The organism is Sterolibacterium denitrificans, assembly GCF_900174485.1.
Lineage (GTDB): Bacteria > Pseudomonadota > Gammaproteobacteria > Burkholderiales > Rhodocyclaceae > Sterolibacterium > Sterolibacterium denitrificans.
Map to the genome: position 1 here is coordinate 1,959,084 of NZ_LT837803.1, position 26,993 is coordinate 1,986,076.

The 26,993-nt window shown below is 61.9% G+C and carries 26 protein-coding genes; 16 read left to right on the forward strand and 10 right to left on the reverse strand.

The features are described 5' to 3' along the window. The first annotated feature begins 45 nt into the window (after window positions 1–45). Together htpX and SDENCHOL_RS08830 are read left to right on the forward strand one after the other, a co-directional pair. Window positions 46–927 (forward strand): protease HtpX, encoded by an 882-nt coding sequence (htpX, locus tag SDENCHOL_RS08825; protein WP_154716897.1) that lies wholly within the window; start codon window positions 46–48, stop codon window positions 925–927. 43 nt (window positions 928–970) lie between these two features. Next, window positions 971–1,942, forward strand: coding sequence for a TerC family protein (locus SDENCHOL_RS08830; RefSeq protein WP_154716898.1), 972 nt, complete (start codon window positions 971–973; stop codon window positions 1,940–1,942). Window positions 1,943–1,952: 10 nt separating this feature from the next. On the opposite strand, the gene SDENCHOL_RS08835 is transcribed toward SDENCHOL_RS08830, so the two are convergent. Further along, the gene (locus tag SDENCHOL_RS08835) at window positions 1,953–2,813 is read right to left on the reverse strand and encodes an alpha/beta fold hydrolase (RefSeq protein WP_154716899.1); all 861 of its coding nucleotides are present in this window, start codon (window positions 2,811–2,813) and stop codon (window positions 1,953–1,955) included. Between the two features lie 188 nt (window positions 2,814–3,001). Here SDENCHOL_RS08835 and SDENCHOL_RS08840 point away from each other — a divergent pair, with 188 nt between their 5' ends. The 3 genes from SDENCHOL_RS08840 (at window position 3,002) to SDENCHOL_RS08850 (ending at window position 6,705) form a co-directional block, all read left to right on the forward strand. Then, entirely contained in the window at window positions 3,002–3,682 is a 681-nt protein-coding gene (locus SDENCHOL_RS08840) for a TetR/AcrR family transcriptional regulator (protein ID WP_154716900.1), read from the forward strand. Window positions 3,683–3,757: 75 nt separating this feature from the next. Then, complete coding sequence (locus SDENCHOL_RS08845; protein WP_154716901.1) at window positions 3,758–5,239, forward strand: phytoene desaturase family protein; 1,482 nt, start codon at window positions 3,758–3,760, stop codon at window positions 5,237–5,239. Window positions 5,240–5,511: 272 nt separating this feature from the next. Further along, the gene (locus SDENCHOL_RS08850) at window positions 5,512–6,705 is read left to right on the forward strand and encodes a GGDEF domain-containing protein (RefSeq protein ID WP_154716902.1); all 1,194 of its coding nucleotides are present in this window, start codon (window positions 5,512–5,514) and stop codon (window positions 6,703–6,705) included. Between the two features lie 45 nt (window positions 6,706–6,750). Here SDENCHOL_RS08850 and SDENCHOL_RS08855 read toward each other — a convergent pair whose 3' ends face one another. The 5 genes from SDENCHOL_RS08855 to SDENCHOL_RS08875 all read right to left on the reverse strand — a co-directional run bounded on the left by SDENCHOL_RS08855 (window position 6,751) and on the right by SDENCHOL_RS08875 (window position 12,529). Continuing rightward, on the reverse strand, window positions 6,751–7,959 hold the full coding sequence (locus tag SDENCHOL_RS08855) for a N5-glutamine methyltransferase family protein (protein ID WP_154716903.1): 1,209 nt from the start codon (window positions 7,957–7,959) through the stop codon (window positions 6,751–6,753). A 214-nt stretch (window positions 7,960–8,173) separates the two neighbouring features. Continuing rightward, window positions 8,174–8,998, reverse strand: coding sequence for an acyl-CoA dehydratase activase (locus tag SDENCHOL_RS08860; protein ID WP_154716904.1), 825 nt, complete (start codon window positions 8,996–8,998; stop codon window positions 8,174–8,176). After that, window positions 8,995–10,332, reverse strand: a complete 1,338-nt coding sequence (gene bzdO, locus SDENCHOL_RS08865) for a benzoyl-CoA reductase, bzd-type, subunit O (RefSeq protein WP_154716905.1) — start codon at window positions 10,330–10,332, stop codon at window positions 8,995–8,997. The genes SDENCHOL_RS08860 and bzdO overlap by 4 nt, the downstream gene beginning before the upstream one ends. Further along, window positions 10,332–11,465 (reverse strand): benzoyl-CoA reductase, bzd-type, subunit N, encoded by a 1,134-nt coding sequence (bzdN, locus tag SDENCHOL_RS08870; protein ID WP_154716906.1) that lies wholly within the window; start codon window positions 11,463–11,465, stop codon window positions 10,332–10,334. Before bzdN ends, bzdO begins: the two co-directional genes overlap by 1 nt. 131 nt (window positions 11,466–11,596) lie before the next feature. Beyond that, window positions 11,597–12,529, reverse strand: a complete 933-nt coding sequence (locus SDENCHOL_RS08875) for a DMT family transporter (RefSeq protein WP_154716907.1) — start codon at window positions 12,527–12,529, stop codon at window positions 11,597–11,599. Window positions 12,530–12,619: 90 nt separating this feature from the next. Between SDENCHOL_RS08875 and SDENCHOL_RS08880 the strand changes: the two genes are divergently transcribed. From SDENCHOL_RS08880 to SDENCHOL_RS08895, 4 genes are read left to right on the forward strand one after another with little or no spacing between them, the layout of a single operon-like run. Next, complete coding sequence (locus SDENCHOL_RS08880; RefSeq protein ID WP_172955046.1) at window positions 12,620–13,786, forward strand: PilT/PilU family type 4a pilus ATPase; 1,167 nt, start codon at window positions 12,620–12,622, stop codon at window positions 13,784–13,786. Between the two features lie 52 nt (window positions 13,787–13,838). Continuing rightward, the gene (gene dapE, locus SDENCHOL_RS08885; RefSeq protein ID WP_154716908.1) at window positions 13,839–15,011 is read left to right on the forward strand and encodes a succinyl-diaminopimelate desuccinylase; all 1,173 of its coding nucleotides are present in this window, start codon (window positions 13,839–13,841) and stop codon (window positions 15,009–15,011) included. After that, window positions 15,008–15,922 carry a 50S ribosomal protein L3 N(5)-glutamine methyltransferase gene (prmB, locus tag SDENCHOL_RS08890; RefSeq protein WP_154716909.1) on the forward strand — a complete coding sequence of 305 codons (915 nt, stop codon included), beginning with the start codon at window positions 15,008–15,010 and terminating at the stop codon, window positions 15,920–15,922. The genes dapE and prmB overlap by 4 nt, the downstream gene beginning before the upstream one ends. A gap of 32 nt (window positions 15,923–15,954) precedes the next feature. After that, entirely contained in the window at window positions 15,955–16,338 is a 384-nt protein-coding gene (locus SDENCHOL_RS08895) for a glutaredoxin domain-containing protein (RefSeq protein ID WP_154716910.1), read from the forward strand. Window positions 16,339–16,365: 27 nt separating this feature from the next. Here SDENCHOL_RS08895 and SDENCHOL_RS08900 read toward each other — a convergent pair whose 3' ends face one another. The 3 genes from SDENCHOL_RS08900 to SDENCHOL_RS08910 form a co-directional block, all read right to left on the reverse strand. Continuing rightward, window positions 16,366–16,806, reverse strand: a complete 441-nt coding sequence (locus SDENCHOL_RS08900) for a hypothetical protein (RefSeq protein ID WP_154716911.1) — start codon at window positions 16,804–16,806, stop codon at window positions 16,366–16,368. A gap of 14 nt (window positions 16,807–16,820) precedes the next feature. Beyond that, a complete protein-coding gene (locus SDENCHOL_RS14490) occupies window positions 16,821–17,228 on the reverse strand; it encodes a hypothetical protein (RefSeq protein WP_231912952.1) in 408 nt (135 codons plus the stop codon). A 262-nt stretch (window positions 17,229–17,490) separates the two neighbouring features. Next, window positions 17,491–18,753 (reverse strand): sulfotransferase family protein, encoded by a 1,263-nt coding sequence (locus tag SDENCHOL_RS08910; protein WP_154716912.1) that lies wholly within the window; start codon window positions 18,751–18,753, stop codon window positions 17,491–17,493. Window positions 18,754–19,179: 426 nt separating this feature from the next. Between SDENCHOL_RS08910 and SDENCHOL_RS08915 the strand changes: the two genes are divergently transcribed. The 3 genes from SDENCHOL_RS08915 (at window position 19,180) to SDENCHOL_RS08930 (ending at window position 21,920) form a co-directional block, all read left to right on the forward strand. Next, window positions 19,180–19,935, forward strand: coding sequence for a hypothetical protein (locus SDENCHOL_RS08915; protein ID WP_154716913.1), 756 nt, complete (start codon window positions 19,180–19,182; stop codon window positions 19,933–19,935). Window positions 19,936–20,003: 68 nt separating this feature from the next. Continuing rightward, the gene (locus tag SDENCHOL_RS08920) at window positions 20,004–20,300 is read left to right on the forward strand and encodes a hypothetical protein (protein WP_154716914.1); all 297 of its coding nucleotides are present in this window, start codon (window positions 20,004–20,006) and stop codon (window positions 20,298–20,300) included. Between the two features lie 582 nt (window positions 20,301–20,882). Then, window positions 20,883–21,920, forward strand: a complete 1,038-nt coding sequence (locus SDENCHOL_RS08930; RefSeq protein WP_154715863.1) for an IS110 family transposase — start codon at window positions 20,883–20,885, stop codon at window positions 21,918–21,920. Window positions 21,921–22,715: 795 nt separating this feature from the next. Here SDENCHOL_RS08930 and SDENCHOL_RS08935 read toward each other — a convergent pair. Beyond that, on the reverse strand, window positions 22,716–23,486 hold the full coding sequence (locus SDENCHOL_RS08935) for a phthiotriol/phenolphthiotriol dimycocerosates methyltransferase (RefSeq protein WP_154716916.1): 771 nt from the start codon (window positions 23,484–23,486) through the stop codon (window positions 22,716–22,718). Between the two features lie 322 nt (window positions 23,487–23,808). On the opposite strand from SDENCHOL_RS08935, the gene SDENCHOL_RS08940 reads away from it, so the two are divergent. The 4 genes from SDENCHOL_RS08940 (at window position 23,809) to SDENCHOL_RS14220 (ending at window position 26,880) form a co-directional block, all read left to right on the forward strand. Next, window positions 23,809–24,270 (forward strand): methyltransferase family protein, encoded by a 462-nt coding sequence (locus SDENCHOL_RS08940; protein ID WP_154716917.1) that lies wholly within the window; start codon window positions 23,809–23,811, stop codon window positions 24,268–24,270. Window positions 24,271–24,369: 99 nt separating this feature from the next. After that, complete coding sequence (locus SDENCHOL_RS08945) at window positions 24,370–24,768, forward strand: GNAT family N-acetyltransferase (RefSeq protein WP_231912953.1); 399 nt, start codon at window positions 24,370–24,372, stop codon at window positions 24,766–24,768. A 202-nt stretch (window positions 24,769–24,970) separates the two neighbouring features. Further along, entirely contained in the window at window positions 24,971–26,296 is a 1,326-nt protein-coding gene (locus SDENCHOL_RS08950; protein ID WP_154716918.1) for a DUF2157 domain-containing protein, read from the forward strand. Continuing rightward, the gene (locus SDENCHOL_RS14220; RefSeq protein WP_172955047.1) at window positions 26,293–26,880 is read left to right on the forward strand and encodes a GDYXXLXY domain-containing protein; all 588 of its coding nucleotides are present in this window, start codon (window positions 26,293–26,295) and stop codon (window positions 26,878–26,880) included. Before SDENCHOL_RS08950 ends, SDENCHOL_RS14220 begins: the two co-directional genes overlap by 4 nt. Window positions 26,881–26,993 lie beyond the last annotated feature (113 nt).

Genomic DNA, 26,993 nt, shown 5'->3' on the forward strand with positions numbered 1-26,993 from the left:
AGTCCTAAGCTGCGCGCTTCGTCTCATCCGTAGGGGAGTCATTCCATGAAACGCATCTTCCTGCTGGTCACCACCAATCTGGCGATCATGCTGGTGCTGGGCATCGTCACCACGCTGACCGGCGCCAACCGCTTTTTCACCCAGGAGGGCCTGGATCTGGGCCGCCTGCTGGTATTCGCCGCCATCCTGGGCTTCGGCGGCGCGTTCATTTCGCTGTGGCTGTCGAAATTCATCGCCAAGTGGAGCACCGGCGCGCGCGTCATCGAGACGCCGGCCAACTCCACCGAATACTGGCTGGTCGATACGGTGCGGAAGCTGGCCAGCAAGGCTGATCTGAGGATGCCGGAAGTCGCCATCTACGACGGTGAGCCGAACGCCTTCGCCACCGGCGCGACGAAGAACAACTCGCTGGTCGCCGTTTCCACGGGCCTCTTGCAGAGCATGACGCGCGAGGAAGCCGAGGCGGTGCTGGCCCACGAAGTCGCCCACATCGCCAACGGCGACATGGTGACGCTGACCCTGATCCAGGGCGTGGTGAATACCTTCGTCTATTTTCTCTCGCGCATCATCGGCTATTTCGTCGACGCCGCCTTGCGCAAGAACGACGAATCCAGCAGCGGCCCGGGGCTGGGCTACATGGCCACGGTCATCGTCTGCGACATCGTTTTCGGCATCCTGGCCAGCATCATCGTGATGTATTTCTCGCGCCAGCGCGAGTTCCGCGCCGATGCCGGCGCCGCCCGCCTGCTCGGCACGCCCCAGCCGATGATCCACGCCCTGCAGCGCCTGAGCGGCATGCAGCCCGGTGAACTGCCGCAGAACGTCGCCACCGCCGGCATCAATGGCCGTCCCGGCTGGATGGCGCTGTTTTCCAGCCACCCGCCGCTGGAAGCGCGCATCGCCGCCTTGCGCAGCGCCAGCGCCTGATCCCTGTCCTTAACCAAGCTCCCTGGCCTCCGCCCCCTCGAACATGAGCCCTCTCTACACTCACGCCAGCCCCGCTCTCTGGGGCGGCTTCATCCTTTTCGTGCTGCTCATGCTGGCCCTCGACCTGTTCGTCTTCGGCGGCCGCCGCGCGCATCGCGTCAGCGTGCGCGAAGCGGCCACCTGGTCGCTGGTCTGGGTAGCGCTGGCGCTGACCTTCGCGGGGTTTCTCTGGCTCTATTTCAATAATCTGTATGGCGCGCAACTGGCGCATGACAAGGCGCTCGATTTTCTCACCGGCTACGTCATCGAAAAATCGCTGTCGGTCGACAACATCTTCGTCTTCCTGATGATCTTCAGCGCCTTCCAGATCGCGCCCGAATACCAGCGCCGGGTGCTGCTGTACGGCGTGCTCGGAGCGATCGTCCTGCGTGCCGTGATGATCCTCGCCGGCGCCTGGGTGGTGCGTGAATTCAGCTGGGTGCTGTATCTCTTTGGCGTCTTCCTGGTGATCACCGGCCTGCGCATGCTGGTGATGGCGGAAAAGCAGCCCGACCTGGAAAAGAATCCGGTGCTGCGCCTGGCGCGCCGCTATCTGCGCATCACCTCGGCCGAGGACGAGCACGGGAAACATGGCGAGCGCTTCACCGTCGTCAAGGACGGCGTGCGCTACTTCACGCCGCTGTTCCTGGTGCTGATTCTGGTCGAAGCCTCGGATGTGGTGTTCGCCGTCGATTCGATACCGGCGATCTTTGCCATCACCACCGATCCCTTCATCGTCTTCACCTCCAACATCTTCGCCATCATGGGTCTGCGCGCCCTCTACTTCCTGCTGATGGACATGGCCGACCGCTTCCACCTGCTGAAATACGGTCTGGCGCTGGTGCTGACCTTCATCGGCGCGAAAATGCTGATCGCGCCCTGGCATCACATTCCGACGGCGACCTCGCTGCTGGTGGTCACGGTCATCCTGGCGGCCTCGATCAGCGCCAGCCTGATCGGCACGCGGCGCCGCTGAGGATTGCCCGTCAGGCCAATGCCTCCAATGCCTCGCGCACCAGGTCGATCTGGTGCGCCGCCATGAACGTCGGCGCATGACCGACGCCGGGCAGTTCGATCGCCCGCGCGCGCGGCCCGCGCCGCGTCATCTGCTGCAAGGTATCCGGGCGCAGCAGATCCGATTCGGCGCCGCGCAGTACCACGGTCGGGCACTGGATCTGCTCATAGACCGGCCATAGTTCGATGTCTTCGCCGCTGCCCGCAACCGCCTTGTACGATTCGGCGATACCCGGATCGTAACGAAACTCCACCTTGCCATCCGCGGCGGTGCGCACCACATGCGCCGTCAGATGCCGCCATTGCGCATCCGTGTGCGGGCCGAAGCTCGCGCTGACCAGGCGCACGAACTGCTCGGCATCCGCAAGACTGTCGAAGCGCGGCGGATCGCCGACATATTCGCCGATGCGCTGCAGGGAAGCGGCGGTGAGCACCGGCCCGACATCATTGAGGATCAGTCGGCGGATCGGCGTGCCCTGCTGCGCCGCGTAGTACATGCCGATCAAGCCGCCCATGGAAGTCCCCAGCCAGGTGATTTCCTCGACATCCAGCCGCGCCACCAGGGTCGCCATGTCGACCAGATACTGCTGGATGCCGTACTGGCTCTTGTCGGCCAGCCAGTCGCTGCGCCCACGTCCCACCACATCCGGACAAACGATCCGGTAGTCCTTTTCCAGGGCCATGGCCAGATCGTCGAAATCACGCGAACAGCGCGTTAGGCCATGCACGCAGAGCAGCACCCGGGGATTCGCCGCATCGCCCCATTCCGTGTAGGCCATGCGATGCAGCCCGCCTGCGTTGCAACACTGCACACTGCGCTCGCGCATGCTCATGAGACTCACCTTTGAAAACCTGGACGGTGAGCAGTATACGCCGCGCAATTTGCCATCCTGACATCCATTTACCGACCTCGGCCGAAGCCAGACCAAACAAAGCCAAACCAATTGACAACGAGAATAAACAGATGTTTAATCTCCTAAACGTTCACTTATTCTCATCTCGCCACCCCTCCGCTCCCGCCATGACCACGGCCACCCGCCGCCCCCGCCACATCTCGCCGCTGCGCGCCGCCGCGCTGGCCGAACGTGCCGCATTCACCGACAGCCAGATCCTCGACGCCGCCGAGCCGCTGTTCGCCCGCCACGGCCTGCGCGGCACGCGGGTGCGTGAAATCGCCAGCGCCGCCGGGGTGAACGAAGCGACGCTGTACAACTACTACAAGAACAAGGAAGCCCTCTACGAGGCCGTGCTGGAGCGCGGCATCCAGCCGATCATCGACACCGTCCGGCGCACTTCCACCGGGGACAATTCACCGGAAAACATCCGCGATGCCGCGCAGCAGATCATCACCCAGTTGCAGCGCCGGCCGCATGTCAGCCAGTTGATCTATCTCGAGGCGATCGCCAACGGCAGTCATCTGGAACGCCTGGTCAACCGCTGGCTGAAACCCTTTGCCGAAACCATTACCCACCAGCTCGGCAAGCGCGCGCCGCATTTGAGCAAGCAGGACTATCCGCAAATCGTCGAGCTTTTCTGGCATCTGTCATTTGGCCACTTCGCCATCGCGCCCTTGCTGCAGCAGACCTTCGGCAGCGATCCGTTTGCCGACCAGCGGGTCGCGCGGCAGATTGCCTTCATCGAAACCGTCATCGGCAGCCTGTTCGTCGAGCACCCGGCTTCCGCAACCGCACTACCCGCCTGAACGGCGGCATCCGGCAACACTTTCCCGTTTCACCAACCCAAGGCAGCACCACTACAACAATAGAAGGAGAGCAGCATGAGCAACAACACCTACGAAGTCATCGTCATCGGTAGCGGCCCCGGCGGGCTGGCTTGCGCCACCCTGTTGCAGAAACGCGGCGTGAAAACGCTGATCGTCGAGAAAAACGAAGTGCTCGGCGGCAAGATGTACAGCATCGATGCCGACGGTTACGCCTACGACCTGTTCCCGCACGGCCAGGTGCCCACGCGCGGCAACGCCTTCGAGCAGATCTTCGCCGAACTCGGCTGTTCCGAGGACTTCAAGCCGGCGCTGGACGTCGACGACCAGCGCGAGATGATCACCCTGGCCTACAAACGCGCCGGCTGGAAAAATTACAAGATCACCTCGCAGAAACAGGCGTTGACCGATGCCACGGGCTTCTTCAACTCCTGGGAAGCCACCCCCGAGGAGCAGGAAAAGTCGATGATGCTGATCGGCGAAATGCTCAGCCTGACGGCCGAAGACCTCGCCAAGCTCGACCGCGTCACCATGGAGGAATGGCTGGCCGAGCGCGACGTTCCCGCCCCGCTCTACAGCTACATGGGCTTCCAGGCCAACGCTTCGCTGGCCGAGCCGATCGACCTGGTCTCCGCTTCGGAAATGATCCTGATCATGCAGCAGATGATGCTGCAAGGCGGTGGCGGCCAGTACAAGGGCGGCTTCGCCATGCTGACCAACGTCATGGTGCGCGAGTTCGAGAAGAACGGCGGCACCCTGATCAAGGGCTGTCGGGTGAATAAGGTCATCGTCGAGGATGGCGCCGTCACCGGCATCGACACCGACAAGGGCCAGTTCAAGGCGCCGGTCGTCGTCTCCAATGCCGGCCTGCAGCCGACGGTGATCAAGCTGGTCGGCGAGGAGCACTTCGACAAAGCCTATGTGAACTACGTCAAGAGCCTGGTGCCGGGCTGGGCGTTCACCAGCGTGCGCTACTTCCTCAACAAGCCCGTCATGAAAACCGGCCTCTACGTCATGTGGTCCGACGACTCCTGGTACGACATGGAGCGCTACAAGAAGATGAAGGATGGCAACATTCCCGAAGAAGTCATCCTCTTCATGGTCAACCACAAATTCTTCGATCCGGATGCCGCGCCCGAAGGCAAGCAGGTGCTGGTTTCCGGCACGGTCTGCTCGGCCAATCCGGAAGCCAAGGAAATCGAGGCGCTGTGGAAGAAGATGGACGAGCAGATGCAGCAGGTCTTCCCCGACATCTGGGAAGCCACCGAGCGCAAGGAGTACACCGGGCCGCGCGAAATCTCCAATCTGACGCGCGACAGCGTGGTCAAGGGCAGCGGCGGCGAGTGCGTCGGCCTGGCGCAGATCGTCGGCCAATGCGGTATCGACAAGCCGAAGTCGGAGCTGCCGATCCGTGGCCTCTACGTGGTCGGCGCCGACGCCGGCGCGGCCGGCATGGGCACGCACCAGTCCGGCCTGTCGGGGATGTACGCCACCAAGCAGATCCAGCGTTATCTGGCTGCGCGTGCCAAGGCGCTGTAAATCGTTCCTGCCGTCATGAAGCGCGCGGGGCATTGCCGGGAGGCCGGCAATGCCCCCTTCATTTGCACTTCAGCTTTTCGCCGCGTCGCGCCGCCCAGGCTGGCGCCGGCGAAAACAATAGCTAATCAATTAGTTATATACCCAAAATGATGAATATCCCGATCCGCTTATGTTTATAATCGTCCGCTATCGACAACCATCCAGGCGACAAGCCGGCTGAATCCTGCGGATTGCGGACAAAGCCCCCAAGAAAACCCGCATCGACTGATGCCATGAACGACAAGCTTCCAAGAACTGCAGTTCATTACCTGGTGGAGATGGTGGACCACTTCGTCCACCCGAGCTTGCGCGATGTTCCGGACATGCTCAACCGGGCGCGGATATTGATCGCCTCGATGGTCATCATGGCGGGCTGCGCCCTGATTGCGCTGATCACCATTTTCCTCTCGAAATTCCCACTGCATTCCAACATCAGCGCAGCCACCCTGATCCTGCCGATGGTGCTCTGGTTCAACTATGCCTTCATCCGCTTCTGGCGCCATGGCAATTACGCCCAGACCAGCAAGGCCGTCGTCATCGTGCTGCTGGTCACCCTCATCGGCGCCATCGGCATTTCAGGCGGGCCTTTGACCTCTCCGGTCATCTACCTGCTGGTCGTGCCCGTGCTGACGGCCTTTTTCTTCGGCGGTCAGGTACTGGGCAACCGCATTTCCAGGATCACGATTGCGCTCCTGGCAATCCTGCTGCTCATGCAGTGGCTCGGCGTACCCTTCATCCAGACCGTCGATGCCGCCGAAAAAATGGAAGTGCTCAGCCTGGTCATTGCCCTGCTGGGCGTGTCCGTCATTTCGGCAATGGCCTTCATCTACGAATACACGGCGGCCGTGCTCAAACGCGAACGGGATACGGAACGCGAGAAATTCATGGAACTGGCCAAGACCGATCCTCTCACCGGACTGGCCAATCGCCGCAACTTCGACGCCATGCTCAACGAACGCATGTCGCTGTATGGCACCCAGAATCCGCCGCAGCGTTTTGCCCTCGGCTACCTCGATCTCGATGGTTTCAAGCCGATCAACGACACGCACGGCCACGCGGTGGGCGATGAAGTGCTTTGCGTGATCTCCAGCCGGATGCAGGGCGTATTGCGCGACAGCGACTTCGTTGCCCGCCATGGCGGCGACGAATTCATGATCATGCTGGACATGATCGGCGACCGTGAGGCGCTGAAAATGATGGCGGATCGCCTGCTGAGCGTCATCTCCAGACCCATCAAGACGAGTGCCGGCATCGTCAGCGTCACCGGCAGCCTGGGCTTCGCCCTCTACCCCATGGACGCCGATGAAATCGAGGCACTCAAGAAGTCCGCCGATTCCGCCATGTACGAAGCCAAGCGCAGCCGCGATACCTGGCGCATCTATCGCGACGCCAGCGGCAAGCTCGCGGCGGATACGGCTGCGAGCTGAATGCCGATGCGCCCGAGGGGAATCGGGCGAAGACGAAAACCCCGCTCAGGCAACCGCCAGACGCCACAATGAAGTGATCTCGGCACTGCGCGCCGCATGCAGTGGGTCGCTGGCATCCGCGACCCGACGGTGACGCGGACGCATGTCATGGCGCTCGACGACCCGCAACCCGGCCCCGGCGATGGCTGCCAGCAATTCGTCGCGACTGCGCAGACCGAGGTGTTCGGCCAGGTCGGAAAGGATCAGCCAGCCCTCGCCCCCCGGCAGCAGCCGCGCCGCCAATCCGCGCAGAAAGCCCAGCAGCATGCGGCTGCCCTCGTCATACACCGCATGCTCCAGCGGCGAGGCGGGACGCCCCGGCAGCCACGGCGGATTGCAGACGATCAGGGCGGCGCCCGCTTCTGCCGGCGGAAACAGATCGGCCGCGACGACCGCGACCCGACCGGCCAGTTGCAGGTTGTCGATGTTCTCGCGCGCGCAGGCCAGGGCGCGCGGATCGCTGTCCGTGGCGACGACCCGCTCGACGCCGCGCCGGGCGAGCACGGCCGCCAGCACGCCGGTGCCGGTGCCGATATCGAAGGCCAGCGAGCTTGCCGACAGCGCTACCGGCAACGGCGCCTGCGCCACCAGATCGACGTATTCGCCACGCACCGGCGAAAACACCGCGTAATGCGGATGAATATGGATGCGGCTGCCGGTGTCGATGCCGCTCCCCGGCACGGCAATCTCGACGCCCTTCTTGCGCCACTCGTGGGCGCCGATGATGCCCAGCAGCTCGCGCAGCGAGGCGGCGTAGGGCCGATCGTCCGCGCCGGCGGCCTCGATGCTGGCCTGGCGGACATCCGGCGCGCGGCGCAGGGAGAGGCGATGATCCGCCTCGAACGGCAGCAACAGCATGCCCAGGATGCGCGCCCGCTGCGCCTGAGCGAGCCGGTAGCGATGAAACCGCTCGCGCATGGGCAAGGAAGCGACCTCATCTTTTCTGCCGGCCCTGGCTGGTTTGCGCGCGCCGCGATCCAGACGCCGCGCCATGGCGCTCAACAGTTGGCGGGCATTCTGGTAATCGCCGCGCCAGAGCAGCGCCGTTCCCTCGCAGGCCAGTCTGTAGGCGGTATCCGCCGGCATGCGGTCGTCGGCAAGCACCACGCGGCGCGGCGCGGGCACGCCGGCCAGCGAACGCCAGCGCAGGCGGTGCGGCGTCCCCGCCTCTTCCCAGGTGATGCAGGCGGACGCCTCAGGCTGTATCTGATTCATCTTGTCAACGGTTCAGCTTGCGCCGATGAGCGGACCGGCAAGCAAATATAGAGCGCCGAGAAACATGGCGCTCCAGAAGACCAGGGCATCGGGATTGGTGGAAAAACGCGAAATGGCGTGCTTGAACATGGCAACTCTCCGTGGGGTCGTGACACACGAAGAGCATCTTGCCGGGGCCGAGGCTCATGGAATGAGCACGCTGTTTCAGTCATCTTCAAACCTCGTCGAAAGCGCTCAGGGCCGCGCCCAGGGCGCAGACGTATTCCGGTTCCAACTGCAACTGTGGCTGTGACTGACTCTGCTGCGGCAGCCTGATCGAAGGAACTTCCAGCGCCCGTTCCAGCGCCTGCACGAAACCGGGGTTATGCGCCATGCCGCCGATCAGCAGCACCTCCTGCCGGATGCCGACGCGCCGCGCCATGGCGCAGATCCGGCTGGCCACGGCATCGAGCACGGCGCGGGCGATGTCATCGACCGGCGTGGCGGCGTGGATCAGGGAGACCACTTCGGATTCGGCGAACACCGTGCACTGGGCATTCATCGGAATGCTTTGCGTGGAACGCAGGCTGGCCGCGCCAAACTCGCTCAGCGTCAGTTGCAGGGCGCGCGCCATGGATTCGGCAAAGGCGCCGGCGCCTGCCGCGCACTTCTCGTTGCCGGCGAAGTCGGCCACCCGGCCGGCTTCATCGAGACGGATCGCCCGCGCTTCCTCGGCGCCGACATCGATCACCGTGCGCACATCAACACACAAGTCGGCCGCGCCGCGACCGCCGGAGGCGACTTCGGTGATCTCGCGATCGGCGAACGGCACCTGACGCCGCGCCACGCCGGTGGCGACGATGCAGCCGACATCGCGCGGAGTCAGGGCCAGCGGCTGCAGCAGTTCGACATAGGCCCGCTCGGCGGCGGCATCCATGTCCAGCGCGGCGGGAAACATCGAATGCTGGCCCAGCAGGCGCGGCGCGGCGGCACCGTCATCCTTTTCCAGCAGCACCAGCTTGATGCTGCGCGCGCCCATGTCGATGCCGGCGGCGATCATGCGTCCCCCGCCGTGGCAACAAACTCATGTTTCCGGCCGAGCATTTCCATGAAGGCATCGATGCGATTCCTGGTGCGCTCGTAATCAAATTCGCGCTCATCGCCCATGTTGCCTTCGTAGGTCATCACCGGGATACCCGCCTGAACCAGCCCCAGGCGGTTTTCCATGATGCCCAGGGAGAGTCCTTCGCAGCCGCGATTCAGATGCAGGATCACGCCATCGACCTGCCATTCGCGGACGATGCGCTGCATCATCGCGGTCTTCAGGCGGGGATCGTAGAAATGCTGCCATTGCGGTTTCGACAGGTTCCAGTCGCAATACAGGCGCATGACTTCCTCGCGCGTGTTCATCGGCAGGCCCAGCGCCATCGGCGTGGTGCGCGGCCCCCAGGTGCCATCGGGCTTGTCTTCCCAGATGCCTTCCAGACCGAAGGTGTACAGCGAGCCGACCGAAACCGCGCCGAATTCCTCCAGATAGCGATACAGCTTGAGGAAGGCCCAGGGCGGCTGGGTGTCGGAAATCAGCCGGCAGCGCTCCTGCGGCACGGCGGCGATGCCGCGCGCCACGCGGTCGGCCACTTCGTCGCGCAGTTCCTGATAGAAATCGGCGCACCAGCGCGAGGACTTGTGCAGGGTCGCCATGACGTAGAGCGAGAACATGGTTTTCTCGTCCAGCGGCGCCGGCCTGGCGCGATTCAGGCAGCAGATTTCCGCCCACAGCGCCGTCGAGCGCATTTCGTTCTGCACGGCTTCGATGAACAGCGCATCGTCGAAGCGCCGGCCACTCACCTGCTCCAGCCAGGGAATGGAGTCCAGCGCCTGATCGACGACGTATTGCAGCCGCGCTGCCGTCAGTTCCCCGTAAGGCCCGACCGAAACGTCGATGAAGCGCACCGGCGTGCCTTCCAGTTCGGCGGCATGCTGATACCACTTGGCGTGCGAGCAGCAGATGGTGGTCTGGAAGTTGAAATCCGGCTTGGGAAAAGGCTGGCCATCGAGATAGCGGTTCAGGTAGATCGAACCCCAGTAGCTGCGCATGTAGGAACACAGGTCACGGGCGAAACCCGCCGCCTCGACGGCGTTCTGCGCGGCCAGGTTGAAGTTGCGGTCATGGGCGATGGATGCCGCATACGGCTCGCCGGTGAGCGGATACACATCGCGCCCCAGGGCGCTGGGCAGCGCATCCAGGGTCCATGCTGAACCCGCCCAGCGGATGCCGCCGCGCGTCTTGGCCTCGGCATAGTCGCGGTAATACTGTTCGCGCAGCGCCTTGGCCTTGGGCCAGCATTGCAGGGGTTCGGTGGGATGCAGTGCTTTTGCCGCCGTGCCGGACATCAGAACAGATCCTCCTCGGCCAGGGTTTCCAGAAAAGCCTCGATCCGGGTGCGAAAGGGGCCGAGCGGATTGGTGATGTCGAACTCCAGCAACAGCGTCGGAATACCGTGGTTTTCGAGATGCTGCTTGAGGCCCGGATAGTCGCCCTCGTGCGGATCGCAGAATTTCTGCTGCAGGAATATCGCCGCCTCGACCCGGTACTCGCGCGCCAGATCCAGCACATGGGCGAAACGCGTGTGCGCCGGATAATCCTTGGTCGGACAGGCCGGGCGGGCGCAGTAACGATCGGCGATGGCGGCCAGCGGATCGTCATGGGCGCGCGCCTCGTTCCAGAAATTGCGCGTGCCGGAACATTGATCGTCGATGACGATGGTTGCGCCCAGCGACTCGATCATTTCCATGAAGCCGACGTCGTCGTTCTCGGAGCCGATGGTCATCAGGCGCACGCCGGCGGCGCGCGAGACAGCGCGTTGCGGCAGCGCATCCAGCACCCGCTGCAAGGCGCGGTTGTGCTCGCGCTTGTCGACGAACTGCGCCGTCAGCGAGGCGTACAGCGCCTCGGCGCCGGTCAGCGGCGGGTTTTCGGCCTGGCGCAGGGCGAACAACCGGCGCAACAGGCGGCGATTCTCATCGACCAGTTCGAGGGCCGCCCGCAGTTCCACCGCGCCGATGGCGGCACCGCGCCGTTCGCCGACGAAATCGCAAAAACGCGCCACTTCCTCCCGATGCAGGGCGCGGGCAAACGGCGACTGCACTTCGTTGGGCATCGGCAGATAGTAGTCCCAGCGCAGGCTCGCCACATGATCGCGCCAGGACGTGAAGGTCTGCCGGTAATGCAGGCAGGACTGCGCCAGTACCAGGCCGCTGCAATAGTCGTAACGTCCCAGCAGCCCCTGGGCCAGGGAATCGCGGCTGAAAGGACAGAACATGCCGAAGATGTGCGGCTCGGCGACGTTCTGCGTCTGATGCGCGCCCAGCACGCGCACCGGCAGCATGCCGGCGGCGATCAGGATTTCCTCGGGAGCGTAGGTGCACATCGTGGCCACCACTTCACCTTCGCCCGCCGTGCGCGCCAGCCAGTCGCGGGCGTAGTCGTGACGCTTGGCGTACCAGGATTTGAATTCTTCGAACATCGATGCTGCTTTCAACTTGCCGCGCCTGGAAGAAGCGCGGGCAGCCGGCGAATATATGGCCTACAGTGGGGAAGCGCAAGATCGCGCCTGCGCAAATCGGGCGCGGGAGCAAGACTCAGCAACTCCGCGATTCAACCCATCGGCCGAGCCTGCTCATCGGCCGCCAATCGTCCGGAGAATAGACTGGCTGTGATGATCATCGCGCCACCCAGCCACTCGCGCAGCCCCATGGTTTCGTCGACCAGCAGCCATGACGCAACCGCCGCCACGACCAGCTCGAACAGAAAGATCACGATGGCCTGATTCGCGGCGGTATGCGTCAAGCCGTACTGGACGATCAGGTTGACCAGCAGCAGGATCAGCCCGACCAGGCCCAGCACACCCCAATGCCAAGGCTGCATGCGGCTGTCGACGACGTAGCCGGCCAGACCGCTGCCGCCCTGCAGCAGGCTTTCCAGCGGCAGGATCAGCAAGCCCAGCACGACGGCGCCGAGAAAGACCGCCAGGGATTTCACCTCTATCGAAAGTTGTGCCGTCTGCCGCACCATGACGTTCGACAGGGCGAACAGAAATCCGGCCAGCATCCCCAGCCACTCGGCACCACTGGCCGGCCAGGGCATGCCCAGTTCGGGACGCCAGAGCATGACGAGCGCGCCGCCCAGCGACAGCACGATCACTGCTCCGCCCGAGCGATTGAGACGCTCGCCCAGCAGCCAGTATGCCCAGAGCACGGTCCACAGCGGCGCGAGATAAAACAGCAGCATCACCCGCATGACTTCGCCATGCAAGGTTGCCAGCACATAACCCAGATTGCAGCCGCCGGCGGCCAGGCCGATCAGCGGCAAGCGCCAGTCCAGCCTGCCGCTGCGCCATGCCGAGCCGACGTGCCTGCGCAGGAAAACTGCGCCCGCCAGCAGGGCAATGAGATAGGTCAGCGTGGTGGCCTGCACGCCCGGCAAGCCGGCCTGGGCAAACACCCGGTAGGGATACCAGACCAGCCCCCACACTGCTGCGCCGGTCAACAATGCCACGGGGGCGACCGCGCGGTCTCTGCTTGCTGCCATATAATCACATCGCCTGTATCGATCAATTCCCGGCCCGTATTATCGGCCTTTTATACGACATGCACAGGCGATCCGGATGGAGATGCAAGCATGAGCGCAATGCAGCGACTGTTCCAGTTGATGGCTGAGAAGAAGGCTTCGGACATTTTCATTTCTGCCGGCGCGCCCATCAACATCAAGATCAACGGCACGGCCGTGCCGATCAACCAGCAGGTGATGACGCCGGAAATCATCAACAATCTGCTGCACGAAGTCCTCAGCGACAGCCAGTTCCGCGAATTCGAGGAAGCGCTGGAGCTCAACGGCAACTACAGCCTGGAAGGCGTGGGCAATTTCCGTCTCTCGGCATTCCGCCAGAAAGGCACGCCGGCGCTGGTGGTGCGCTACGTTCCGGCGGAAATTCCCGCGCTGGAAACCCTGAACGTTCCCGGCGTGCTGGCCGAAATCATCATGGAAAAGCACGGGCTGATCCTGATGGTCGGCGCAACCGGCGCCGGCAAGACCACCACGCTGACCTCGATGCTCGATTACCGCAACGAGCGCAAGAGCGGCCACATCCTGACGCTGGAAGACCCGATCGAATTCGTCTTCAGGAACAAGCGCTCCATCGTCAATCAGCGCGAGCTCGGCAGCGATACCCGCGACTACCAGTTGGCCCTGAAGAATGCCCTGCGCCAGGCGCCGGACTGCATTTTCATCGGCGAAGTGCGCGACAAGGAAACCATGGCCCAGGCCATTGCCTACGCGCAGTCGGGGCACCTGTGCCTGGCCACGCTGCATGCGAACAACAGCTATCACGCGCTGTCGCGCATCATCGGCCTCTATCCGCTGGAGAACCGCCCTGCCCTGCTCGCCGACCTGGCGGTGACGCTGAAGGCCATCATCTCCCAGCGCCTCGTCAAGAAGCCCGATGGCAGCCGCATTCCAGCCGTCGAAGTGATGCTGAACTCACGCCACATCTCCGAACTGATCGAAAAAGGCGACATGGACGGCATGCGCGAATCCATGGACAGCGGCATGACGCCCGGCGCGCAAACCTTCGAACAGGCGCTGTTCAAGCTCTACAAGTCCGGCGCCATTACCCTGGATGCCGCCACGGCCGCTGCCGATTCGGCCAACAATCTGCTGTTCCTGATCAACAACGACCAGAGCGGCCCGCTGCAGGCGGACGCCAGCAGCAGCCCGGCGACCGTGGCCGACAATCCATTGAGCGTGCCCAGCGCCAGTTTCAGCGAGTTCAATCTCAAGATGGATTGAGAATGTTCCATCAACGGAACCGAAGCATTCCCCGTATTCCTCGCCTCTCTCGATGAACGCAGCCAGTCCGGTACTCGAACTTGCCCGGGCGCTGATCGCCCGGCCTTCCATCACGCCGGATGATGCCGGCTGTCTGGAACTGCTCGGCGCGCGACTGGCCGCGCTGGGCTTCCAGCTCGAACGCCTGGACCGCGGCCCGGTGAGCAATCTCTGGGCACGCTGGACGCCGCAAACACACGACGCCAGCGTCGCCCTTCCCCTGCTCTGCTTTGCCGGCCATACCGATGTCGTGCCACCCGGCGCGCCGGCCGATTGGCGCAGCGATCCATTCCAGCCGGAAATTCGTGACGGCATGCTCTACGGACGCGGCGCGGCCGACATGAAATCCTCGCTCGCCGCCTTCGTCGTTGCCGTCGAGCGCCGGCTCGCGCGCCACCCGGAACCGGCCGGCAGCATCGCCCTGCTGCTGACTTCCGACGAGGAAGGCGCGGCGGTCGACGGCACGGCGCACGTCGTCGATGTTCTCAAGGCGCGCGGCGAACGCATCGACTGGTGCCTCGTCGGCGAGCCGACCTCGGTTGCGCAGCTTGGCGACACGATCAAGAACGGCCGCCGCGGCTCGCTCTCCGGTCATCTGGTCATCAGCGGCATCCAGGGGCATGTCGCCTATCCGCAACTGGCCCGCAATCCCGTGCATCAGGCCGTGCCGGCGCTGGCCGAGCTGGTGGCCGAGGAATGGGATCGGGGCAACGCCCATTTTCCGCCGACCAGCTTCCAGATCGCCGCCATCCAGGCCGGCAGCGGCGCCGACAACGTCATCCCCGGCCGGCTGGAAGTGCGCTGCAATTTCCGCTTCGCCACCGCCAGCACGGTGGCGCAGTTGCAGGATCGCGTGCACGCCATCCTCGATCGCCACGGACTAGAATACGCGCTGCACTGGAACTGCGGTGGCCAGCCTTACCTGACGCCGCCTGGCCACCTCAGCAACGCATTGCAGGCCGCCATCCATGGCGTCACTGGCCGCACGGCGGAACTTTCGACCAGCGGCGGCACCTCCGACGGACGCTACATTGCCGGCATCTGCGGCGAAGTCGTCGAGTTCGGCCCGATCAACGCCAGCATCCACAAAACAGACGAATGCATCGCCATTGCCGATCTCGAACCGCTCGCCCGCTGCTACGAGGCGCTGCTCGACCGGCTGCCTGGCCGGCAGAATGAACCATGACCACCCGCCCGACCGACGAACTCATCACCCTGCGCGACTGGCTGCGTTACGCCGTCAGCCAGTTCAACGCCGCCGGACTGCACTTCGGCCACGGCTGCGACAATGCCTACGACGAAGCCGTCTGGCTGATCCTCCACACCCTGCATCTGCCGCACGACCGGCTCGAACCTTTTCTCGACGCGCGGCTGACCGCGGCGGAACGCCTGGCCGTGCATCACGTGCTGCAGCAGCGGATCGCCCGCCGCCTGCCCGCCGCCTACCTGACCAACCAGGCCTGGCTGGGCGAATTCAGTTTCTACGTCGATGAGCGGGTCATCGTGCCGCGCTCCTACTTCGCCAATCTGCTGGAAGAAGAATTCGCACCCTGGATCGAATCGCCAGCGCAGGTGCGCAGCGCGCTCGACCTGTGCACCGGCTCGGGCTGCCTGGCGATCCTGATGGCGCTCACGTTTCCCGATGCCGAGGTGGATGCCGTCGATCTATCGACCGACGCGCTGGCCGTGGCGCAACGCAACATTGCCGACTACGGTCTGGCCGCGCAGGTCAGGCCGATCCACTCGGATCTGTTCGGCGCGCTGGCTGGCCGGCGCTACGATCTCATCGTTTCCAACCCGCCCTACGTCACGCAGGCCGCCATGGACGCCCTGCCGCAGGAGTATCGCCACGAGCCGGCGCTGGCCCTGGCGGCGGGCGCGGACGGCCTCGACATCGTGCGCCGCATCCTCGTCGAAGCGGCTACCCATCTGCAGCCCGGCGGCCTGCTCGCCGTCGAGGTCGGGCACAACCGTGATCTCGTCGAAACAGCCTTTCCCGAACTGCCCCTGACCTGGATCGACACCGCCGGCGGCGAGGAAAAAATCTTCATCATCCAGCGCGAACAACTGCCGGCAGCCCAGGCAGCAGCCACCTGATTTCCAGCCAACTCCATTCCAGGAAGATCACCATGCCCCGCCAGATCCTCGATGAAACACGGCTACACCCGGCCATCCGCGAATTCATCGCGAACAACCACGCGGACATCGTGCATGAAGTGCAGCAAGCCCTGGCCGGGCAGCGGGTCGTGGTCGTCGGCATGGCGCAGAACCCCTTTCCGAAACGCGCCTGCCGCGCCCTCGCGGCGCAGGGCATCGCCCACCGCTATCTCGAATACGGCAGCTACCTGTCCGGCTGGCGACGGCGCAATGCGCTGAAGATGTGGACCGGCTGGCCGACCTTGCCCATGGTGTTTGTCGACGGCAGCCTGATCGGTGGCTTTGCCGAACTGCGCAAGCTGCTCGGCAGCGGCGAACTGGAAAAACTGCTGGCGCAACCGCGCGGCGCGGAATAAGTTTTCAAGCGGCAGCGATATTCCGCCTCAACCCCCGCGCCGCGCCGCCTCGTCGCTCACGGCGGCGGCAAAGCGCGCCATCGCCGCCTCATAGCCTTCGTGTTCGATCGGGTCGTACATGGGATCGCCGTGCGCCACGCTCAGCAGAAACATCACCATGCCGAACACATCGTCCCGCTCGGCTTCGTCCATCTGCGCATCATCGTTGCGCAAGCGTTCCACGTCATCCTGCAGCTTGTGGAACAAATCCGCATGCAGCGTGGCAAAAATAGCCGCCAGCGGCTGGCCTTCATGTACACCGCCATAAGTGTGCTGCGTCTTCCAGAAGGCTTCCCAGAAACGCTCGCCGCCCAGTTCCTGGATATCGGCTTCAAAGATATCGACATCGATGCCCGCCGCCAGTTTTTGCGTCGATTCCGCTTGGGGAGTGCCGTCATCCGTTGAAACGAGTTTGATTACGCGTGCCATGTCACATCCTTTCGTCAATGTTCGGGTGTTGCGTCGTCAGCGGCCACAATCAACGCCGAAATACTCGCAATATCCACTGAAACCTGCGCGCCGTCGTGTTGCCGGTCGACGCCAAGACTCTCCGCCCACGCTTGCACGACCTGGTGATCGATGACACGCCCGGCATCCACATCGGCCAGCGCCTCCTGGGTCAGCACCCTGGTTGCCTCTGTCATGCCGTATCTCTTGTCGAAACCGGCTCCCTTCGGAGCCGGCAACACTGCGATCACGGCCATGGCCGCACCACACCACCTCTTTTGATGCGGCTTGATATCGAATCGATCATAGTGATTGGGATTGAATCGATCAAGTGAAATGTCGGGGCAATCGTATGAATGCCAGAGGGCTAACCCCATTACCGTCATTCCCGCCATCATCGTCATTCCCGCGAAAGCGGGAATCCAGTACGCACCTGGATCCCCCGCTTTCGCGGGGATGACGACTATCTGACACAGTCAATCACGCGCCGTGCGTTGAATTCCCGCCTGTGCGGTCAATTCGCGGCATCAGCGCAGCCAGGATGCTGGAGTGCTGGAACCGACTTGGCCAAGATGTCGAAATCGTCGTGCGCAAACCCTCTCGCTCTTGCGCCAAAGATATGTGCATACAGCAGGGTCACAGGAAAAGGAAAAAGCAAAGCCAGACTCAGCACCCACAATCAACGCCGAAATACTCGCAATATTCCCTGAAACGCGCGCCGTCGCGTTGCCGGTCGATGCCGAAGTCTTCCGGGCGGTAGCTGTGCGTGCCATGCTTGTCGCGCGGGTTGTCCCGCATGAACTGCGCCATGGCGGCCTTCACCGAGGGTTTCAGTTCGTAGCCGAAATGCGCGTAAATGCGCTCGACTGCGGCCAGCGGATCGGCCACGATCTCCTTCATGTGCAGATCGAAGCACTGTCCGCCGCGCCCTTCGTCGGCCAGTTGCCTGCGCTGCGCCACGGCGCGCGCCAGCATTTCACTCCAGATTTCCACCTGCTGCCGGCCGATCTGCCGCAGATCGATGGCATCCGAACCGACCCCGCGCAGCATTGCCGTCAAGCTGCTGATGGAAGTGCATACCGTGACCGGATCGCGATGCGTATGGATGATGTTCGCATCGGGGTAGACCGCCAGCAGATTGCGGATCAGATGCAGATGGCCCGGCGACTTGAGCAGCCAGCGTTCGCCCGCTACGCCGCCGGACTGCAGATGCTGCAATGTCTGTCGATGAAACTGCAGGGAAAACGTCTTCGGCTCGTCGAGCAGCCACTTCGCGTAGGACGGCACGTTGTACAGGGTGTAGAACTGCTCGGCACGCATGTCCATGGCCAGGATGGCGACGCATTCCTGCTGCAGCCGCGCCTCCATGACATGCACGGCCTGGATGCCCGGACAAAGCTTCTCGAAGTGGGCGAGACTCCGCTCGACTTTCCTGATGCGCGGATCGCTGGTCCAGCGCTCCGGCGTTGCGGGTGGCACCGGGTGCTCCAGCTCCCAGAACAGCGGAGAACGATTGGCCGGATCGACATCGAGCAGCGCATGCAGGATCGTCGTCCCCGTGCGCGGCAGGCCGAGGATGAACAATGGCTGGCGGATTTCCTCATCAGCCACCCGTGGATGCCGCTTGCGCCAATCGATCAACCTGAGGCGCGAAGTCAGCCGACCGACGATTTCCTCCTGCGCCATCAGGCGCCCCAGCGGCGTCAGTTCGGCTTCGTGTTCCAGCGACTCCAGCAGACGATCCAGCCCCTGGTGAAAACCGGAATCGCCGAAATCCCGACAACCGGCCCGCTTGATCGCCTTGGCCAGCAAGGCTTGCTTCGTCAGCCGGGCCGGCGGCAGATTGCAGCGTTCCAGAAAATGGCCAGCCGCATTGATAAACCGGATGCTTGCCGAACGATAGGGCTGATCAAGCGCGCGCGCCTGCATGATGTGTCCCTCTGGTGAAGCGAGTGCGTGGATTGTGGAGAGCTGCGGAGAGCGTAAGCGGCAATTCTAGTACCACCCGCCACCACATTTCCTTCGACCGCCAGATACGTCAAAAACTCGACCGCCCGAGCGACCTTCGCGCGTGGATGCCGTTTGTCATGGAATATGATAAAACGTCATACCTGCTGGATGTACTGCGTCTCGGGGCGTATGCTGTAGTGCTTCAAACGTAGCCAGTCGCGGAGCCGGTTGAGCAGTTTGGGTGAGGCTTGTGGCGTGGGTGGTGTGATTGAATTCACAGGTGTTTAGAAAATAGATGGTTGAAATTTGAAGTTATTTTTTATACACTTTTCATAAATGAAGTCTGCACTGGGGACGGTGTGGACTAAACATTGGGCCTCGTAGTTTTCCTCCTGGAGATTTATCGTGTTCAAGTCCCTGCTTTCCAAACTTACTGGCTCACAGCAGCAACAGATGGACCGTCCGCCTGAACCACAGCTAGACGCGGCGACTGAAGCACTCATGCGTGCAATTGAAGAAAAGCGAAAAACTGATCCCTTTATAGGTGCAAAGCTCGGTGGAAAAGAAGTCTTTCAACAGCTCCTGCGCGCGATGAAAAATGAGCGTGGCGTCCACGTTGAGTCATTGCTATGCGCACTAGGAGCGCTTGCTGGTTATTCGTGTCAAGCCAATCTGCGCGCTCAAGCCCTTGCAAAGGGGTTGCCCGAGACGGCTACGCTAATCACTGTTGGCGGAGCAAATGGGAAAAGCTATTTCTTTGGCGATCTGTTGAACCAAGCATTAGCCGAATCACAGTATTCGGTCTGGGGGCTCGCGGCAGGGGCCGCACAGCACAATGGTTGCAAATCACTGCCAGATATCAACAGCATTTTCACTCATGTAACCGAAACGGTAGGAACTGACGCCTTTGGCATTCCCCGACTTCCGGAAGGACGTGTCACAAGCGATACACCAATTAACTACCTAAAGGCGCTATGGCCGGCGCTATTTCCTGTAGCCAAGATGTTTTGCAAACAACCGACGGAATGGCCCTTCATGTTTGGGATCGCAATTCAGGAGGCGCTTGATGCGGGAAGAGAGGCGCTTCCTCAGGACGTTGCGTTAGCGATCATCATGGAGAGCGCCATACCAATGTCAAAAGTCGATCTTGCAGCGGCCTAGCCATACACACAGCCCTAAGATACCTCACCGTGCAGCAACCAATACAGGAACCCTGAAGGAACATCCCAATGCGAGATCATTTATCAAACGCTTTGTTTAGAACACGCGAAGGATTCATCTTAATTTTTAGTAGCGTCATCTATTTGGCCATTGGGCTTTCAGCAAAGCTCTCACCACCAGTTGCTTCCGTTTTTGGCTTTGTTGGATTTATGGCTTTCTTTATGCCAATTATTCTTCTGGTGTTTTTTATCAAGATTGGTGGCTACAAAAAAGACTATCTCTCCACTTGGTTCAACACAGCAGTCATGCTTACCGTCGCTCTCGTCCCTATCATTATTGTTGCCAAATCGGCCCTTTCCCGCTGAGCGGTCAATGCCACTCACACTTTGTGAATCCGCGAGGTCCAATCCCGAGGTCAACCTCGCTCCATTCGGTCACTAGACGCTGCGCGATGAAGTCGCGCAGCACCGGTTACCGCAACGTTGGACGCCTTAATGAAAAAATTAAAAGGGGCCAGGGTCAAATAATTTCTGTCAACCAAAATAGAAAATCGAGCCAGGCCCCTTTAACTTTCTTCACGACACATGAGCACACAACAATTCATTTAAGCCGACGCCGCTTTGCAACGCGGCTTAATTTAGGCGTCAGACATACTATGTTTCGCAGGCGCATGATTCCTATCAGCTTACTAGCTCTTACCGTTCTTCCAATATCTTTGCTATTGGTGCCGCTGATAGTGTTTGCACTACCTTTCTGGATAGCCGGCATTATGAATTTCATTGTAGGAAATTACGGCCTTAAAGAATTTACAAACTCAGCCCGCCCTGACGAATGAAAGGGACTTCCCCGTCCCGAGCCGGCCGTGCGGGAAATGCACGGGAACGGCAACGAAGTGCCAAGATGGGGTTTCTGACAACGCTCATCAACTCGACTCGGGAGAGGAAATCATGGAAATCGTAACGCTCGGCATTGATCTTGCCAAGAACATATTCGCACTGCACGGCGTGGATGGCGCCGGCAAGGTGGTATTGCAACGTCCGGCGGTGAAACGGGTCAAGCTGCTGGAGGTGACCGCCAGTCTGGCGCCGTGCCTGATTGGCATGGAAGCCTGTTCCGGTGCGCACCACTGGGCACGTGAGATGACTCGGCAAGGCCATGATGTGCGGCTGATCGCGCCAAAGTTTGTCGCGCCGTATCGCATGTCCGGCAAGCGCGGCAAGAACGATGCCGCCGACGCGGCGGCGATCTGCGAAGCGGTGGCACGTCCGGCCATGCGCTTTGTGCCCGTAAAAACCATCGAGCAGCAAAGCGAACTGTTCCTGCATCGTGCCCGGCAAGGCTACGTCGAGCAGCGCACGGCGCTCATCAACCGCGTGCGCGGCCTGCTTGCGGAGATCGGCATCGTGCTGGCGCAAAAGGCCGACACCGTGCGCCGCGAACTGGTCCATCTGCTCGAAGACCTGCCCGGCTCCTGCAACATCGTCGTCGCCGATGCGATCACCGACCTGGAACGGCTGGACGCGCGTATTGCGGAATACGACCGGCATATCGCCGGGTGCGCCAAGGCCAACGCCGATGCCCGGCGCCTGATGCAACTGTCCGGCATCGGCCCGACCACGGCCAGCGCCTTGGTGGCCACGGTGGGCAATGGTCATGATTTCGCCAGCGGGCGGCAGTTCGCCGCCTGGCTGGGGATGGTGCCGGGGCAATACAGTTCCGGAGGCAAGCAACGGCTTGGCAGGATCACCAAGGCCGGGGATCGTTACCTGCGTACCTTGCTGATCCTGGGCGCCCGTTCCGTCCTGCAAAGTGGCAGGAAGAAGGAAGACGCCATCAGCCGCTGGACGAGGGATGTGGAAGGGCGGCGTGGTTACTGGAAGGCCGTGGTGGCGATGGCGGCGAAGAACGCGCGGTTGGCCTGGGCGGTATTGCGGCGCGGGGACGATTTCCGGTTGTACGGCCAGGAGGCTGCGGCGGGGGCATAGTGCCCGCCGGGATCGATGGCTGAAGGTGTTGTGCCAAGTGACGTGGGATGGCTGCGTTGATGGGAACAGGTTCAAGACCTGCGCTGGGGAATGCTCGATTAATTCAAGGAGTCTGCCTACGTGCAGGATATCCTCGACTAACGAATGGAGCCCCCGGCGTGCGTCTTTCATCAGGGTCTGCGGCAAGAAAGTCGCGTCAATGACCGTTTGTAGTGTCGCCGTCGCGAACCTTGCACCCACAGCATGCGCAGTTCCTGCGAAACCGGAGCAGCAACACCGATACGGCCAGTGTGCGCCCTGCGGGCGAGATTCAACGGCACGAACAATTCAACATCTACATCAGTGAAGCGCTGCGCGCTTCAGGAGAAAGACAACGAAACACCCTCGGCAATTTCATCCTTGACCTTCGCGGGGAAGCCCTTGTAGTTGTATTAATGTTCTTTTCTGCGCCAGTAGGTCTAGTATCATTGTTTTATCTTTGGTCGTTCTTGATACTGGATATCCAGCAAAAATCCCCACAAAACAGATGCTCTTACATAATTGCACTCTGGCTAGGTATCCTGTCTGGGGTACAGCTACTCTTTGTACAGTTTGGCATCGTCTTCTTTCTTGCCCCCGCTACACTTTATGCGTTATACAGACTACAAAAGTCAAACTAGCATGACGCAATATACCCATCAGCCTAACAACTCATTCCAGCGTTAGACGCAAAAACCATCCATGACTTGGTAGGCGTCGTTATCTGGGGCCTTTTAGACATAGTTCTGGCAGTTCTGAGGCGCCCAGCAGGCAAGGCTACTCCTTGAGAAAGCAATACGAGCGGTAGCTCATGCCGCCATTGAGCAGCGCCCGGTGAACGAGCGAGCCTTCCAGCCCGGCGAATTCCCGGCCGATGCCGCGTAGCGGCCTGGGCAGGGTCTTGTTGAGCAAGGCCAGGTAGCGCGCCGAATTCAGTTCCATGCCGCGCAGCACGGCTTGATCGATGACCTCCGACTTGACCAACTTGAGCGGACAGGCGGCGAGTTGCGCTTCCCATTTGGCGATGTCGTGATGGAAACGGAAATCGGCATATAGAAAATAGCCGCCCGGGCGCAAGACCCGCGCGACTTCGTCAAGGAAGCGCGCGAAATCGGGATAGCAGTGCGAGGCTTCGACATTCATGACGAGATCGTATTCGGCGTCCGTGAATGGCAGATTTTCGGCATCGCCCTGCAGGAAGCCGAGGCCGGCCACCTGATGGCGTTTATTGCAAAAGGCAATACCGGCGGGGTTCAGGTCGAGCGCGGTATAGCGGGCCGGCCCGAAAGTGCGGGCGAGATAGGAGGCCCCGCCGCCATGGCCGCAACTGACTTCCAGCACCTGCTTGCCGCGCCATTCAGCCTGGCTGGCGACATGGTGATACAACTGGATGCAGGTACGATTCGGTTCGTCGGCCGCCGACAGCGGTATGCCCAATGGCGGATCGGTCTCGAACGCATAGTTGAGAAACAATACATCCTCGCCCTGCAACCGACGGGTCACGAAGGGATACCAGAGTTTCCAGATCGTCTTTTGCAGTGCACCCATGGGAAGTGGATATCTAAGAGGCCTGAAAGCCGGCAAGTGTCACAGCTTATTCATGCATAGTCAATCCAGTTAGCGGTGCTTGATTCGGGTTGACTCTGCCTCGGCAGGATAATTTAATCAACGACTTAGATTAAATAGCCACCTTTTCTTGTCCTTTTCCTGCCAGGCCGGCATTTCGGAATGCGCGCTGCAAAATCCTGGCTTTTCGGGTCATCCATGTGGCATCGAGTACCCTCAAATCTGAAAACGTGTTTGGCAATATCACAATCCAGAGCGGGCTTCCATGCTGAAACGCCCTTTCATTCATTAGCCATCAATAACCATGCCCTTACTCGATCACAAAATTCCACCGCCTGTCGTGGGACTCGCCTGCGCAGCGCTTGCCTGGTTTCTTGCGTCACACACACCGCAACTGACGCTTGAGTGGCATTTCCGGTATGTTCTCGTTGTGCTTGTCGCTGCGCTTGGCGTCGGTATTGATCTTTGGGGGTTGATTGCGTTTCGCATGGCGCGCACCACCGTCAATCCGCTGGCACCTGGTCGCTCCAACAGCGTCGTCCGTACAGGCCCGTATCGCTTCACGCGCAATCCCATGTACCTCGGCATGGCGCTGCTGCTGCTCGCGTGGTGCATACATTTGCGGAATCCTCTTGCGCCGCTGTCCATACTGGCGTTCTTCGTTTACATCATCAGGTTTCAGATCATTCCCGAGGAGCGAGCCTTGCTTGCGAAATTTGGGGATGCGTATGCCGCCTACTTGTCGGACGTCAGACGGTGGCTTTGAAGGCCAACAATTCATTCAAGTCGACGTCGCTTCGTGCTGCGGCCTAAGAACAGCAAAGGGCCAGGCCCGGTTTTCCCGCAGAATCACGCCTTTCCACGAATGATGATCGAATACCGTCACAATTTCCCGCTGAACCCCACTGACATCGCTCGCGTGTTCAACTCCTCGGGCATCACGCGTCCGACGGACGACATCCCACGCATCGCCCGGATGTTTGCCGCATCGAATTTGGTCATTTCCGCATGGGCGAACGAAGTTCTAGTCGGCGTGTGCCGCGCACTCACTGACTACAGCTATTGCTGCTACCTGTCCGACCTGGCGGTCGATAAAGCGTTTCAGAGCCACGGTATCGGTAAGGAACTCATAAGGCGAGTGCAAACCGCTGTCGGCGATGAGGTGTCCATCATCCTGCTCTCGGCTCCTGGTGCCATGTCGTACTACCCAGCCGTGGGATTTGCCAAGGCTGAAAACGCCTTTGTCATTCGGAGGCTTAAGTGACGCCCAACCCATCCAACCATGAGGTAGCGTCATGGGAGCTGGGCCCCTTTTTGCTTCTTTCTTGCTTCGCTGCATCGCGGCCTGCCGCGGGCAGCGGGGTTTTGTTGGCGGCTACCTCACGGCAAACTCCTTGCAGCACTGGGCGTCATGATGTCATCATGCCCGCTTTAGACGAGTCACCGGGATACATGAAGGGAGCACGATGAACGAACGACACTTTGCCAAACGCCTGGCGCAGGAGTTGCCACACTGGCAGAAGGAAGGCTGGGTCAGCGCCGAGGGCGGTCCGGCCATCCTCGCCGATCTGGCCGCCCGGGAGACGGCGCCGATGTGGGCGTCGGCGCTGGCGCTGATCGGCGCCGTCCTGCTCGGACTCGGCGTCATCACCTGGTTCGCCGCGCACTGGAACGAAATCGGCAAACTCGCGAAGCTGCTGCTCGTCGCCCTCGCCCTGACGGCCAGCCACCTCGGCCACGGCTTCTGCCTGAGCCGCGGCGCGCTGCCGAAGCTGGCGCAGGGCATGGCGCTGCTCTCGGTGCTGTTCTTCGGCGCAGCGATCATGCTGATCGGCCAGATCTACAACATCGATGCGCATTTCCCGGACGGCATCGCGCTGTGGGCCGCCGGCGGCCTGCTGACGGCACTGCTGTTCGCCTCGCAGCCGGCGCTGCTGGCCTCGCTCGCGCTGGCGGCGTTGTGGACGTGGTACGAGCAATTCGACTATCGCGGGATGAACTGGCCGCTGCTCGGGTATCTGGCGCTCGCCGCCTGGCCGCTGCTGCGCCATGGCTGGAGCCTCGCCGCGCGCGCCTGGGGCATCCTGCTGATCCTCTGGCTGCTCGGCTGGCACGCCCAGCCGTGGTTCGACACCGGTATCCACTGGGAAACGCATGCGCACGTCCGCCTGTTCATCTTGCAGATCCTCGGCCTCGCCGGCGGCTGGGCGCTGGCGCAGGCCAGCGAACATCCGTTCGCGCGCGCCGTGCGTGCCGACTTCCTGCTCGTTGCGCTGGTCGGCGCCTTCGCCTTCACCTTTCCGCGCCTCGCCGCGCACGGCCCTGCCGGCGCACCGGCAGGCGATCCGCTGCCATGGCTGATGGCCTTCGTCGGTGTCGGCGCAATCTATGCTTACGGTATCGCGCGCCTGGTGCGGGCCAGCGAACTGGCACCCGAACGCCTGCGCATCGGTATTGCCCTGGCCGTCGCCTTCGCCGCGCTGCTGCTGATCGAAATTGCCGTGCCGCGCAGCGGCAGCGGGCCGGCGCTGCTCTGGAATGCGCTGTTTCTCGGCATCCTCTACTGGATCGGCGACCTCGGCATGCGCCGCGGCGACCGCCAGATGGTGAATTACGCCTTTACCGGCTTTTCCGTGTGGGTGCTGGCGCGCTATTTCGACACCTTCTGGACGCTGATGGACCGTTCCCTGTTCTTCATGGCCGGCGGCATCCTGCTGCTGGCCGGCGGCGGCTGGCTCGAACACCGGCGCCGCACGCTATTGCGCGATCTCGCCGGGAGGAGGCCGTCATGAATCTCTGGCTGAAGATATCGCTGCTGGTGGCCGTGCAGCTCGCCGCGCTGGCGGCGATGATCGCCGACAAGCAATGGACGCTGAATACCGGCACGCCGGTCGTCCTGCAGACCGAGCCCGTCGATCCGCGCTCGCTGTTCATGGGTGACTACGCGCGCCTCAACTACAGGATCAGCCGCCTGCATCTCGACGGCGAAGGCGCACTCGGCGGCGACAAGGATTTCAAGCGGTACGACACGGTGTGGGTCGCATTGCGGCCCGATCCCGAAGGTGCGCAGGCCGTCTCCGTGCACCACGAACGCAGCGCCATCGCGCCCGGCCTGCTGGCGCTGAAGGGCGAGGTGCGGCATCTCAGCGAAAGCTGGTGGGATCGCGCGACCAACAAGTCGATCAAGCAGCGTACGCTGCAGGTGCGCTACGGCATCGAGCAGTATTACGTGCAGGAAAGCACTGGCCGGCAGGTCGAGCGGCCGAGCGACGGCGAGAAAGTCTCGATCCGGGTCGCCATCGATGAACGCGGCAAGGCCGGCATCCTGGCAATGCTGTTCGACGGCCGCGAGCGCTTCCGGGAGACGCTGTTCTGAAGACATCCCCTCCGGCAGTCGGCCAGAAGGGAAAAACAAATCGGAGGGGTCAGTTCAATTTTGTAAACGACAAACCCGGCGCCATGGCAGGATTGCCTGGCGCCGGGCTTGTT